Raw genomic sequence first — 12936 nt, forward strand, 5'->3', positions numbered from 1 at the left:
GAAGGTCAGAGGACCTTGGACAGAAATGCCTTGGTACGCGCGTGCAGCGGGCGGTCGAGCACCTCCGCCGGCGGGCCCTGCTCGACGATCACTCCGTCGTCCATGAAGACGACGGTGTCGGCGACCTCGCGGGCGAAGCCGATCTCATGGGTGACGACGATCATGGTGGTGCCGGTACGGGCCAGGTCCTTGATGACATCGAGGACCTCACCCACCAGCTCGGGGTCGAGCGCGGAGGTCGGCTCGTCGAAGAGCAGCACCTTGGGCTCCAGCGCGAGGGCGCGGGCGATGGCCACGCGCTGCTGCTGACCGCCCGAGAGCTGACGCGGATAGGCGTTGGCCTTGTCCGCCAGACCCACCCGCTCCAGCAGCCGTTCGGCCTGCTCGACAGCGGTTCCGCGGGGCCGGCGCAGCGCCGAGATCGGGGCCTCGACGATGTTCTCGACCACCGTGAGATGCGGGAACAGATTGAAGTTCTGGAAGACGAAGCCGATGTGCAGCCGCTGCTTCAGCACCTCCCGTTCCTTGAGTTCGTGCAGCTTGGAGCCCACACGGCGGTAGCCGATCAACTCGCCGTCGATGCTGACGTATCCCCGGTTGAGCTTTTCGAGATGGTTGATGCTGCGCAGCAGCGTCGACTTCCCGGAGCCCGAGGGGCCGAGCACGACGGTGACCTCGCCGGTGCGGACCTGGAGGTCGACCCCGCGCAGTACTTCGAGCGCGCCGAAGTTCTTGTGGACACCGCGCACATCGACCATCAGACCGCTGCCGGCGGACCCGCCCGCGGCCTCGCCGGTGACGGATTCGGAGTCAGTGCTCATTTCCGCATACCTCCCGTGGCGGCGGCGGTCCGCATCCTGCGGGTGAAGGTCCGGGCCCGCTGGAGCGGTGTGGGCGGGGGCGTACGCTCGGCGCCGCGCGCGAAGTGCCGCTCCACGTAGTACTGGGCGATCGTCAGCAGGGTGGTGAGCAGGATGTACCAGACGGTCGCGACCATCAGCAGCGGCACGACCCGCCCATTGCGGCCATAGATCACCTGCACCTGGTAGAACAGCTCCCCGATCGCCATCACCGAGACGATCGACGTTCCCTTGAAGAGGGAGATGACCTCGTTGGCGGCGTTGGGCAGGATGCCGCGCATCGCCTGGGGCAGCAGAATCCGGCGCAGCTGCCGCGACCGGGGGATGCCCAGGGCTGCCGCCGCCTCCAGCTGCCCGGCGTCGACCGAGATGATCCCTCCGCGCACGATCTCCGCGGCGTACGCGGCCTGGTGCAGCGCGAGCCCGATCACCGCGGCCGACAGCGCGCTGACCAGATTCATCGTGTCGAAGCTCCACAGGACGGGCCCGAAGGGGATCCCGATCCCCAACTCCTTGTAGAGATAGGCGAGGTTGAACCAGAACAGCAGCTGCACGATCAGCGGGATCGAACGGAAGGCCCAGATATACGTCCATGCCACCGTCTGGAGGATGACGCTTCTGCTCAGCCGCATGAAGGCGAGGACGACACCGAGCGCGAAGCCGAGCGCCGTGCCGTACACGGTGAGCTGGAGGGTGACCCAGACGGCCTTGAGCACGGTGTCGGCGGACAGATAGCGGAAGAAGGTGTCCCAGTCCCAGCCCGGGTTGGTGACCAGTCCGTGGCTGAACTGGGCGACCACCACGAGCGCGACGACGCCCGCCACCCAGCGCCAGTAGTGGCGCGCGGGCACGACCTTCAGCGTGGCGGGATCCTCCCGGTCCGGGACCGGTCTTCGCGGTGGTACGAGGTGGCCGGGCGGTGGCGCGGTGTGCGCGGCGCCGGTTGCGGTGTCCATCAGCGGCTCCTGCCGGCTACTTCTTCTCGGGCGGACTGATCCGGGACTCCTCGATCGCGGAATCCCCCGTTCCCCACTTGTCGAGGATCCGGCGGTAGGTGCCGTCGTCGATCAGCTGGTTGACGGCTCCCTGGAACGCCTTGAGCAGCGGGGAGCCCTTCGTGAAGGCGAAGCCGACATCGAGCCGGTGGAACTCGCCGAGGAACCTGACCCCGGCCGCCGGCTGGGACGCCTGGTGACGCAGACCGTTGATCGTCGACATGACCACCTCGACCCGGCGCTGCTGGAGGCTGGTGAGCAGCGCCCCGTTCTCGGAGTACACACTGACCTGGTACGGCTCCTTGCCCGCGGCGGCGCAGACGCCCTTCTGGGAGTTGAGCGTGGCCTCGAAGGTGGTGCCCGCCCCCACCCCGACGGTCTTGCCGCACAGCTGGTCGAGCCGGGTCACCTTGTCGAGGCTCTTGTCGTCCGCGCGGACGGCGAAGCCCTGACCGTCATTGATATAGGTGACGAAGTCGATCGTTTTGCGGCGTACGTCGGTGACCCCGAAGTTGCCGGTGCCGACGTCGTACTTGCCACTGCCGAGCGCGGGCAGGATCGCCTCGAAGCTCGCCTCCTCGCGGCGCAGCCGAACCCCCAGGATCTTCCCGACCGCGTCGGCGATGTCGATGTCCAGTCCGGCGGGACGGCTGGTCGACGCGTCGGGGTAGTAGGCGCTGGGCGGCGCTCCCACGGAGGAGGCGATCCGTACGGTCCCGCGCTTCCTGATGTCTTCGGGGAGCAGGGCCGCCAGCGACGCGTTCTTCTTGAGCGCGGCGGTGACATCGTCGGACGGCGCCGGTGAGGCGGCGCCGGCCGCCTCCTTCCCGGCGGCCGCGTCCGTTCCGCAGCCCGCGAGTACCGGCAGCAGCAGGGCGGCCACCAGCGTCGCGGCGACGCGGTGACGTACGGGCCGCTTACGGCCCGGGATCGGGATGCGCACGGGGTCACACCTCTCCTTCATGGGAATCCGGTTCGTGGGAATGCGGGGAGCCGGCGGGACGGTCGGTGAGGTGCTTCTCGAAGGGGAGCGGACCGATGGTCTCCGGATCCGCCCCGGTGTCGAACAGCGGTGTGTAACCGGTCGTCAGATACAGCTCCCTGGCCTCCGGCTGGCGCGGCCCGGTGGTGAGAAAGACACGGCGGTAGCCCCGGGCGGCGGCGATATGTTCCAGCTCCGCGACGACGCGCCTCGCCAGCCCGCGCCGCCGGTGCGCGGAGTGGGTCCAGATCCGCTTGAGCTCGGCGGTGGTGTGGTCGTAGCGGCGGAACGCCCCGCCGGAGATCGGTTCGCCGTGCTCCAGCAACAGCAGCAGGACCCCGTGCGGAGGATCGAACTCCTCGGCGGGATAGCGGGCCAGCTCGCCGTGCGCGTCCTTGCCGTAGCGCGTGGAGTACTCGTGCCCCAGCTCGCGCAGCATCGGCAGCACCCGTGGATCGGAGACGGAGGTCGACAGCCAGGTCAGACCGCCGGGTTCGGCGACGGACGTCATCAGCCGGCCTCGACCAGGGTCTCCGGGCCGGTGGCCGCCCGCTCGGCGTCGCGCTTGGCGACCTCTTCGCGCACCAGCGGAATGACATGCCTGCCGAAGTCGATGGCGTCGCCGAGCAGGTCGTACCCGCGTGCGGAGATGATGTCGACACCGAGGTCGTAGTAGTCGAGCAGCGCCCGCGCGACCGTCTCCGGCGTACCGACCAGGGCGTTGGAGTTGCCCGCGCCGCCGGTGGCCGCGGCGGTCGGGGTCCACAGGGCCCGGTCGTAACGCTCACCCGACCGCGCGATCGAGATCAGCCGCTGCGAGCCGGTGTTCTCCGGCTCGTCCCGCCGATGGTGGCGCACCACGGCCGGCTCGCCCTTCTCCTTGCGGGCCTTGATCGCGTCCACCGTACGGTGCGCCTTCTCCCAGGCGAGCTCCTCCGTCGGCGCGATGATCGGCCGGAAGGCCACCTGGATACGGGGCGGTGTCGTACGTCCCGCCGCACGTGCGGCGGCCTTCACCGCCTCGATCTGCTCGGCGGTCTTCGCCAGTGGTTCGCCCCAGAGCGCGTAGATGTCCGCCTCGGCGCCACCGGCCGCGTACGCGGCGGCCGAGGAGCCGCCGAACGAGACATCGGGCCGAGGCCGCTGGACGGGGAACACATCACTGACGAAGTCATGGAACCGGTAGTGCTCGCCCTCGTGGTCGAAGGGTTCGTGCGAGGTCCAGATCCGTTTGACTATCTCGATGTACTCACGGGTGCGGGAGTAGCGCTCGTCCTTGGTGAGTGTGTCCCCCTCGCGCCGCTGCTCGTGATCGCTGCCACCGGTGATGAAGTGCACCGTCAGCCGGCCGTCGCTGATCCGGTCGAGCGTGGCGAATGTCTTGGCGGCGAAGGTGGGATACGAGACATTCGGCCGGTGCGCGAGCAGGATCCGTAGCTTGTCCAGCCGGGAGGCGATGTACGCGGCGGCCGGAGCCGGGTCGGGCGAGCCGGAACCGTACGCGAACAGCACCCGGTCCCAGCCGTGGTCCTCGTGGGCGCGGGCCAGCTTGAGTGTGAACTCCTTGTCAAACGACGCGCCGGAGCGTGGACTTGTCTCCGACCCGTTGTGGGTGGCGGCTATGCCGAGGAATTCCACAGGCATGACGGACCTTTCGTGCGGGGAGATGGGTGTGCGTCGGCGGGAAGGCATGCCGAGGGAGACCCGGGGCGCCCCGTGGACACGGCGGACCCGGGGGACCACCGGCGGTACGGGGCAGCCGGGCGCGACGGTGCGGCCGGGCGCGACGGTGCGGCCGGGCGCGACGGTGTGAAGGCGTGATGACGGGAGAGAAGGCGGTGCTTCACGGAGGAAGCGGCAGCGAACGCCCGGTGGGACAAGGGAAGTCGGCCCGCGACGGGATCACCGAAGGGACGGGGTCACCGAGGGAGGGAGGGGCCGGTCAGGCGGCCCGCTGCCGGGTCAGGCGCAACAAGAGGCGGACCACACACGACCGAAGTCTATGTGGCCGCGTATGACCAACGGCAGCTGCTTCTGCATAAGGCCAATTGAGCACGGGACGTTCGGTGAAGTCAACAGGCTCTCGCTCTGTGGGCAGCGCCGGCGGCCCGGCGGCCTTGACAGTCGTCCGGCGTGGGCCCGTACGATCGAGAGGTGTGCGGTACCGGCTCCTGTGAGAACACCGGTCCGCACCGGCCGTGTTGAGGGACGCGGTACGCGTGATGACATCCGCCGCCCGGTCCACGCCGCCGACCGTCTCTCCCGCCGGAGCCCCCTCATGTCCGTATCGCCCTCGCTCGACGGTCCGCGCGCCACCGCCGCGGCCTCCCGGAAGACACAACCCGCCGACCCCGCGGACACCGCTGGGCCGGGGACTTCGGGGGCCTCCCGGCTCGCCCCGCCGGGACCCGACGAGATCTCCCGTATCGTCCCCCGACGCCACCCGGGCCGGTGGCTGTCGGCCGCGGTGGCACTGCTCGGCCTCGCGATGATCGTCAATTCGGTCGTCCGCAACGAGAGATTCCAGTGGAGTGTGGTCAGCCGGTACTTCACCACCCCCGCCGTACTGGACGGCCTGCTGCTCACCCTCTGGCTGACCGCCGCCGTGATGGTGCTGGGTTTTCTCATCGGTACGGTCTTCGCCGTCATGCGGCTCTCCGTCAACCCCGTGCTGCGCACGATCAGTTGGGGATACGTCTGGATCTTCCGCTCGACCCCGCTGCTGGTGCAGCTGCTGTTCTGGTTCAACATCGGCGCGCTCTATCCGACCCTCGGGATCGGGATCCCCTTCGGCCCGGAGTTCCTCACCTTCCAGACCGTGAACCTCTTCGGCGCCGGTCTCACGGCGCTGATCGGCCTCACCCTGCACGAGGCGGCCTACGCCGCGGAGGTGGTGCGCGGCGGCATCCTGTCCGTCGACGCCGGCCAGACGGAGGCGGCCGCGGCGCTCGGTCTGAGCCGCCGGAGGGTGCTGCGCCGTGTCGTCGTGCCCCAGGCGATGCGCTCGATCGTTCCCACCGCCGGCAATATGCTCATCGGCACGCTCAAGGGGACGAGCATTGTCAGTGTCCTCGCCGTGCAGGACCTGCTGTTCTCGGTGCAGCTGATCTACAACCGCACGTATCAGATCGTTCCGCTGCTGATGGTGGCGACCATCTGGTACGTCATCGTCACGACCGTGCTGTCCGTAGGCCAGTTCTATGTCGAGCGCCACTACGCCCGGGGCGCGGCCCGCGAGCTGCCGCCCACGCCGCTCCAGCGCCTGCGCGGGCGCGTGGCGGCCCTGGGCGGACGGCTCCGTACCGCGAGCGCCGCGGACGCGAAGCCGCTCTGAGGCCGGCTCGCGGGCGCGCCCTGTTGACTCGCCTCCGCTCGCACACTCCGGGTACCGGGGGGAGTCTGGAGACGGATCGATTCGAAGCGGTGACGGAGAGGAAGGACCCACGTGAACAGTGCGGACCAGCCCGCGGCGGACGTCGTCGTGGCTCTCACCGGTGATGAGAAGGAAGACGCACGCGTGGTGTTCGGCGCGCTGCGCACGGCCTTCGCCTGCGACCGCGCGGCGGAGGATGTCCCGCAGGAGGTGGTCGAGGGCCGCCCGACCGTATGGATCGCGACGTTCAATGTGTCCGAGCTACGCGCGGAGCCCCGTCCGGCGCGGCTGAGGGCGCCGGTGGTGGCCACTCTCCAGGGCGGCTATACGGCGGTGGACAGTCTCCGGAAGAGCCTCGCCTCCGCGTTCACCGTCCGCATGGTCGGCACGGCCTCCGGCGACCAGGAGGAAGAGGTCCAGCTCCGCCTGGAGAACCGAGGGAGTCGCTAGGCCCTCCCGGACGGAGACGGAGACGGGGACGGGGACGGGGCTCAGGTCCTCACTCCCACTCACTCCACTCGTCCGGCTCGGAGACGAGATGCACCGCGGCCTCCTCCGCCGAGGCCGCGGCGCCGTCGATGCCCACATCGCGGGCGATCATGTCCTTCTCCGCGTCCTCGTGAGCGCCCTCGTCGGGAGCCACCAGCCGGCCCGAGCGGCCGTCGCCGACCTCGTCGTCCAGCCGCTCGCCCTCGCCGTAGGGCAGATCCCCGATGCCGTCGCCGACAAGGGCGCCCTCGTCGGGGATCTCCTCCGCGAGCCGCTGGTCGAGCGTTTCCCCCACCCGCTGCTCGGTGGCCGTCGTACCGACATGCTCGACACCGAGCGGGCGTTCGGGAGGTGACCAGCCCTCGTCGAACGGGTCCGAGCCGCGGTCGATGAGGGTGTCCTCGGGATCGAGGATGCCCTCGTCCTCGCCGATCTCGGCGCCGTCGGGCTGGTACACCTCGTCGCCCATCGACTCGCCGTTGTCGCCGCTCACGTTCCTCTCCTCGCCTCCATGCGCCCGGCCGGCCCAGCACGGCCGGTGGGACCGTCCACAGCCGGTGAGGCCGTCAGGAGCACGCGTGTGGCCGGGGCGGTTCCGTTCGGACGTCCTGCCCGGGAGCGGCTGATCCACCACGTCCACCTTCCCACCAATCACGGCCGTGTCAAACGGCAGGTGAGCGCCCCTGCGACGGGGTGCGCGGACCTCCTCGACGCGATCCTCCGTGTTTGTCGGCGCTGTCGTCGGGCACGTGACCAAACGACCCGTACGACCCGAAATGTAACCCTCCGGAGTCGAACGTGAGCCGAGAACGCATAGTCATCGTCGGAGCCGGGTTCGCCGGCTATCAGGCCGCCCGCACCCTCTGCCACCGGGTCAGGGGCGCGGCCGAGATCGTGCTGCTGAACCCCACCGATTACTTCCTCTACCTTCCGCTCCTGCCCCAGGTCGCGGCGGGCATTCTGGAGCCGCGCCGGGTGACCGTCTCCATCCCGAGCACACTGCCACGCGTACGGCTCGTGCTCGGCGAGGCCAACAACATCGACCTGGAGTCGCGGAGCATCGGCTACACCGGACCGGAGGGCGAACGCGGCGAGCTGCGGTACGACCGGCTCGTCCTCGCCGTGGGCAGTGTCAACAAACTGCTCCCCGTCCCGGGGGTGGCGGAGTACGCGCACGGCTTCCGGGGACTGCCGGAAGCGCTCTATCTGCGTGATCACATCACCCGTCAGATAGAGCTGGCGGCCGTCACGGACGACCGGGCGGAGGCCGCCGCGCGCGGCACCTTCGTCGTGGTCGGCGCCGGTTACACCGGCACCGAAGTGGCCGCCCAGGGCAAGCTCTTCACCGACGCGCTGGTCCGTAAGCAGCCCGCGTGGCGCCGCACGGACAAACCCCGCTGGCTGCTCCTCGACATCGCCCCGCGTGTCCTGCCGGAGCTGGACCACCGGCTGTCGGACACCGCACAGCGGGTGCTGCGCGAACGCGGTGTGGACGTCCGTACGGGCACCTCCGTCAAGGAGGCGCGACAGACCGGGATCACGCTGGACGACGGCGAGTTCATCGAGACCCACACCCTGGTCTGGTGTGTGGGCGTACGGCCCGACCCGCTGGTCTCCGATCTCGGGGTGTCCGTCGAGCGCGGCCGGGTGGTGGTGGACCCGCAGCTCAATGTCCCGGGCCACCCCGAGGTGTTCGCCTGCGGTGACGCCGCGGCCGTACCGGATCTCACCAGGCCGGGACGCTTCACCCCGATGACGGCTCAGCACGCCACTCGGCAGGGCAGGGTGGCGGGCCGCAATGTGGCCGCCTCCCTGGGATACGGGGAGCGCCAGACCTACAAACACAACGACTTGGGGTTCGTCGTGGACCTCGGCGGAGTCAAGGCGGCGGCCAACCCGCTCGGTGTGCCGCTGTCGGGACCGCTCGCGGGGGCCGTCACACGCGGCTACCACCTGGCGGCCATGCCGGGAAACCGGGTGCGGGTCGCCGCCGACTGGATGCTCGACGCGGTCCTGCCGAGGCAGTCCGTCCAGCTCGGACTGGTCCGCTCGTGGACGGTGCCGCTCGAATCGTCCTCGCCCGAACTGGCGAGGGTTCCCGGCGCGCCCCGTAAGGAGTGACATGAACAGCCAACGTACGGACAGCAAGCGCTCGAAGAGCCGGCACCACCAGCTGAACAGCGAACAACTCACCGAACTGGGCCAGCAGTTGAGGGTCGACTCGGTACGGGTCGCCGACGCGGCCGGATCGGGCCATCCCACCTCCTCGATGTCCGCCGCCGACCTCATGGCGTCTCTGCTCGCCAACCATCTGCGCTACGACTTCGACCGGCCGGACGATCCGGGCAACGACCGGCTGATCTTCTCCAAGGGACATGCCTCGCCACTGCTGTACTCCATGTATCTGGCGGCCGGCGCGGTGGACGAGAAGGAGTTCCTCACCTACCGCACCCTCGGCAGCCGGCTCGAAGGCCATCCCACCCCGCGGCTGCCCTGGGTCGATGTCGCCACCGGCTCGCTGGGCCAGGGCCTGCCCGTCGGCGTCGGCATGGCGCTCGCGGGCCAGCGGCTCAGCCACACTCCGTACCACGTCTGGGTGTTGTCCGGAGACAGCGAGATGGCCGAGGGCTCCGTATGGGAGGCGATCGAGGAGGCCGGGGACCAGCATCTCGACTCGCTGACCCTCGTCATCGACGTCAACCGCCTCGGCCAGCGCGGACCCACCCGTCATCAGCGGGATCTGGACGCGTACGGCCGCAGGCTGCGCGCCTTCGACTGGCACACCATCGAGATCGACGGCCATGACCTCGATGTCGTCGACGCCGCGTTCACCGAGGCCCGGTCGACCTTCCGCAAGCCCACCGCGATCATCGCGGGCACCCGCAAGGGACGTGGCGTGGCCTCCGTCGAGGATCGTGAGGGCATGCACGGCAAGCCGCTGCCCGACGCGGAGAGCGCCATCGAGGAACTGGGCGGGCGGCGCTCCATCCGGGTGTCCGTCGCGAAGCCCACCGAGCCCGAGACCCACGCCCGCGCCGCCGGCCGGCGCGCCACCATCAAGCTGCCGCGCTACGACCTCGGCGACTCCGTCGCCACCCGTGACGCCTACGGCCGAGCCCTCGCGGCACTCGGCACGGCCCGCGAGGACGTCGTCGTACTGGACGGCGAGGTCAGCGACTCCACCCGCTCGGAGTTCTTCGCCAAGGAACACCCCGAGCGGTTCTTCGAGTGCTACATCGCCGAGCAGCAGATGATCGCCGCCGCGGTCGGCATGCAGGCGCTGGGCCATGTCCCGTACGCGTCGACCTTCGCGGCCTTCCTGACCCGTGCGTTCGACTTCCTGCGGATGGCGGCCGTCAGCCGTGCCTCGATCAATGTCGTCGGCTCGCACGCGGGCGTCTCGATCGGCCAGGACGGTCCGTCCCAGATGGGCCTGGAGGACCTGGCGATGTTCCGCTCCATACACGGCAGTACGGTGCTCCACCCCTGCGACGCCAACCAGACGGCGCGGCTCGTGGCGGCGATGCATGAACTGCCCGGCGTCTGCTACCTGCGTACGCTCCGGGGCGCGACACCGGTCATCTACGGCCCGGGCGAGCGATTCCCGATCGGCGGCAGCAAGGTGCTGCGCCGTTCGGACGCGGACCGGGTGACGCTGATCGGCATCGGAGTCACGGTCCATGAGTGCCTGAAGGCGGCGGATCTGCTGGCCGGGGAGGGCTTCCCCGTACGGGTCGTCGACCTGTACTCGGTCAAGCCCGTCGACGAACACACGCTCCAGGCGGCGGCCGACGAGACTGGCTGCCTGGTCACGGTCGAGGACCATCACCCGGAGGGCGGCATCGGGGACGCGGTGGCCTCGGTGTTCTCGGACGGCCGTCCCGCGCCGAAGCGGCTCATACGGCTCGCGGTGGGGAACATGCCGGGCTCGGCGACTCCGGCTGAGCAGCTCAGGGCGGCGGGCATCGACGCGGACTCGATCGCGGCGGGGCTGCGGCTGCTGGTGGAACAGACCCTCCGCTGACGGCGGGAGCCCAGCGGGGGCCCAGCACCGGGAGCCCTGGACAGCAGGACCCGGACACACGGCGAAGAGGACGGAGAGAGGGAAGACGGTATGAGCACCCATCCAGGCCCGTGGCCCGCACCGGCCGCGACACACCGGCCGACCGAGCGCGAGGGGCGGATACGCACCTGCGTTCCGGCGCGGGTCACCCCGCGCGAACGCCGGGCCAGAGCCGGCCATGAGCGACAGGGGACGGCCGATCAGGAGTGGAACGTAGTGCGTGGAGAGGACTGAATGACTGTGCGGATGACCACGGCCCGACTGACTGCCGGCCTGGACGTGGAAGGGGGCCGGGACGCGAACGCCTGGGAGTGGCTGCGGCACGCGGCCTGCACCGGTGTCGACCCGGAGCTGTTCTTCCCCGTGGGGGACTCGGGACCGGCCGTCGAGCAGGCGGAGCGCGCGAAGAAGGTGTGCCACGGCTGCCCGGTGGAGAGCCAGTGCCTCGAATGGGCGCTGGCCACCGGCCGTACCTCCGGAGTCTGGGGCGGTACGGACGAGGAGGAGCGCCGACGGCTACGGCGCCGCGCCGGGCGGCGCGGCGCCCCGGACGGACCCCCGGCGCGACCCCGCCGGTCCGCCGCGCCGGGTCGGCAACGGCGCCCCTGACCGTTCCGCCGCCTCCCACGCTCGTCTCCCCGTCTCGTCTCCCACGCTCCGCGCGATCGGGGCCCACGCGCCCGCGTCCCGTGTTGCGGGGCCGGTCGCGGCACGGGAGGGTCGGACTGCCGAATCGAGGCGAATCGAGGAGGAATCGCCCCCATGCCCATCGCGACGGTGAATCCAGCCAGCGGAGAGACGCTCAAGACCTTCGACGCGCTGGGAGCCGAGGAGATCGAGAGCCGGATCGCTTCCGCCGCCCAGGCGTTCCGGCACTACCGGCTCACCGGATTCGACGAACGCGCGCGGCTGCTGAACCGCGCGGCCGACCTGCTGGAGAAGGACGCGCCGGAGATCGCCCGGACCATGACCACCGAGATGGGCAAGCCGCTCGCGGCGGCCCGCGCCGAGGCGCTGAAGTGCGTGAAGGCGATGCGCTGGTTCGCGGAGCGCGCCGAGGAACTGCTCGCGGACGAGCACCCCTCGGACGCCGACGTACGGGACGCGGGCGCGTCCAGGGCGAGCGTCCACTACCGGCCGCTGGGCGTGGTCCTCGCGGTGATGCCGTGGAACTTCCCCCTCTGGCAGGTCGTACGGTTCGCCGCGCCCGCGCTGATGGCCGGCAATGTGGGGCTCCTCAAGCACGCCTCGAACGTTCCGCAGACCGCCCTCTACCTGGAAGACCTGTTCGCCAGGGCCGGATTCCCGGCCGGCTGCTTCCAGACGCTGCTGGTGGGTTCCAGCGCGGTCGAGAACATCCTGCGCGACCCCCGGGTGGCCGCCGCGACACTCACCGGCAGCGAGCCGGCCGGCCGGTCGGTGGCGGCGATCGCGTCCGACGAAGTCAAGAAGACCGTTCTGGAGCTGGGCGGCAGCGATCCGTATGTCGTCATGCCCTCGGCCGAGATCGAACGGGCGGCGCGTACGGCGGTCACGGCCCGCGTGCAGAACAACGGCCAGTCCTGTATCGCCGCCAAACGCTTCATCGTGCACGAGGACGTCTACGACGCCTTCGCCGAGCGGTTCACCGCGGGGATGCGTGATCTGACGGTCGGCGACCCGATGGACGAGTCCACCGATGTGGGGCCGCTCTCCACCGAGCGGGGCCGGGCCGATCTGGAGAGACTGGTCGACGACGCGCTGAGCCGGGGCGCGACCGCGCTGTGCGGCGGCCGGCGGCCCAAGGGGCACGAGCGGGGCTGGTACTACGCCCCGACGGTGCTCGCCGGGATCACCTCCGCCATGCGGATCCACCGCGAGGAGACGTTCGGGCCGGTCGCCACGCTCTACCGGGTCTCCGGCCTGGACGAGGCGGTGGCGCTCGCCAACGACACGCCCTTCGGGCTGAGTTCGAACGTCTGGACGCGGGACGAGGGGGACGTGCGCCGCTTCGTACGGGATCTGGAGGCGGGCGGGATCTTCTTCAACGGGATGACGGCCTCGCATCCCGCCCTTCCCTTCGGCGGTGCGAAGCGCTCCGGTTACGGGCGTGAGCTGTCGGCGCACGGCATCCGGGAGTTCTGCGACATCACCACGGTATGGCACGGCGCGGAACCGGACGACACCCACTAGGG

At 70.2% G+C, this 12936-nt stretch carries 13 protein-coding genes; 7 read left to right on the top strand and 6 right to left on the bottom strand.

Annotation, left to right across the window (positions count from 1 at the left end):
* Positions 1–5 precede the first annotated feature (5 nt).
* Genes M1203_RS15080 through M1203_RS15100 form a run of 5 tightly spaced genes read right to left on the bottom strand, consistent with a single transcriptional unit; the run spans position 6 to position 4481 of the window.
* On the bottom strand, positions 6–821 hold the full coding sequence (locus tag M1203_RS15080; RefSeq protein ID WP_374403004.1) for an amino acid ABC transporter ATP-binding protein: 816 nt from the start codon (positions 819–821) through the stop codon (positions 6–8).
* The gene (locus tag M1203_RS15085; RefSeq protein WP_249950193.1) at positions 818–1816 is read right to left on the bottom strand and encodes an amino acid ABC transporter permease; all 999 of its coding nucleotides are present in this window, start codon (positions 1814–1816) and stop codon (positions 818–820) included. Before M1203_RS15085 ends, M1203_RS15080 begins: the two co-directional genes overlap by 4 nt.
* 16 nt (positions 1817–1832) lie before the next feature.
* Positions 1833–2792 (bottom strand): ABC transporter substrate-binding protein, encoded by a 960-nt coding sequence (locus M1203_RS15090; protein ID WP_249950513.1) that lies wholly within the window; start codon positions 2790–2792, stop codon positions 1833–1835.
* 10 nt (positions 2793–2802) lie between these two features.
* Positions 2803–3348, bottom strand: a complete 546-nt coding sequence (locus M1203_RS15095; protein WP_249950194.1) for a GNAT family N-acetyltransferase — start codon at positions 3346–3348, stop codon at positions 2803–2805.
* Positions 3348–4481: an LLM class flavin-dependent oxidoreductase gene (locus M1203_RS15100; RefSeq protein WP_249950195.1), complete on the bottom strand. Its 1134-nt coding sequence runs from the start codon at positions 4479–4481 to the stop codon at positions 3348–3350. Before M1203_RS15100 ends, M1203_RS15095 begins: the two co-directional genes overlap by 1 nt.
* On the opposite strand from M1203_RS15100, the gene M1203_RS15105 reads away from it, so the two are divergent.
* From M1203_RS15105 to M1203_RS15115, 3 genes are all read left to right on the top strand, one after another.
* The gene (locus M1203_RS15105; RefSeq protein WP_249950196.1) at positions 4480–4650 is read left to right on the top strand and encodes a hypothetical protein; all 171 of its coding nucleotides are present in this window, start codon (positions 4480–4482) and stop codon (positions 4648–4650) included. The genes M1203_RS15100 and M1203_RS15105 overlap by 2 nt on opposite strands.
* Positions 4651–5115: 465 nt before the next feature.
* Positions 5116–6171, top strand: coding sequence for an amino acid ABC transporter permease (locus tag M1203_RS15110; RefSeq protein ID WP_249950197.1), 1056 nt, complete (start codon positions 5116–5118; stop codon positions 6169–6171).
* Between the two features lie 111 nt (positions 6172–6282).
* Positions 6283–6660, top strand: a complete 378-nt coding sequence (locus M1203_RS15115; RefSeq protein WP_249950198.1) for a hypothetical protein — start codon at positions 6283–6285, stop codon at positions 6658–6660.
* A gap of 49 nt (positions 6661–6709) precedes the next feature.
* Here the strand turns inward: M1203_RS15115 and M1203_RS15120 are convergent, their stop codons facing one another.
* Positions 6710–7168, bottom strand: coding sequence for a DUF5709 domain-containing protein (locus M1203_RS15120; RefSeq protein ID WP_249950514.1), 459 nt, complete (start codon positions 7166–7168; stop codon positions 6710–6712).
* 329 nt (positions 7169–7497) lie between these two features.
* Here M1203_RS15120 and M1203_RS15125 point away from each other — a divergent pair, with 329 nt between their 5' ends.
* From M1203_RS15125 to M1203_RS15140, 4 genes are all read left to right on the top strand, one after another.
* On the top strand, positions 7498–8820 hold the full coding sequence (locus M1203_RS15125; protein ID WP_249950199.1) for an NAD(P)/FAD-dependent oxidoreductase: 1323 nt from the start codon (positions 7498–7500) through the stop codon (positions 8818–8820).
* Between the two features lie 52 nt (positions 8821–8872).
* Positions 8873–10723 (top strand): transketolase, encoded by a 1851-nt coding sequence (locus M1203_RS15130; RefSeq protein WP_249950515.1) that lies wholly within the window; start codon positions 8873–8875, stop codon positions 10721–10723.
* A 318-nt stretch (positions 10724–11041) separates the two neighbouring features.
* Positions 11042–11371, top strand: a complete 330-nt coding sequence (locus M1203_RS15135) for a WhiB family transcriptional regulator (RefSeq protein ID WP_374403158.1) — start codon at positions 11042–11044, stop codon at positions 11369–11371.
* Between the two features lie 153 nt (positions 11372–11524).
* Entirely contained in the window at positions 11525–12934 is a 1410-nt protein-coding gene (locus M1203_RS15140) for an NADP-dependent succinic semialdehyde dehydrogenase (RefSeq protein WP_249950200.1), read from the top strand.
* Positions 12935–12936: the final 2 nt, after the last annotated feature.

This window comes from Streptomyces sp. 35G-GA-8, from assembly GCF_023534745.1.
Taxonomy (GTDB): domain Bacteria; phylum Actinomycetota; class Actinomycetes; order Streptomycetales; family Streptomycetaceae; genus Streptomyces.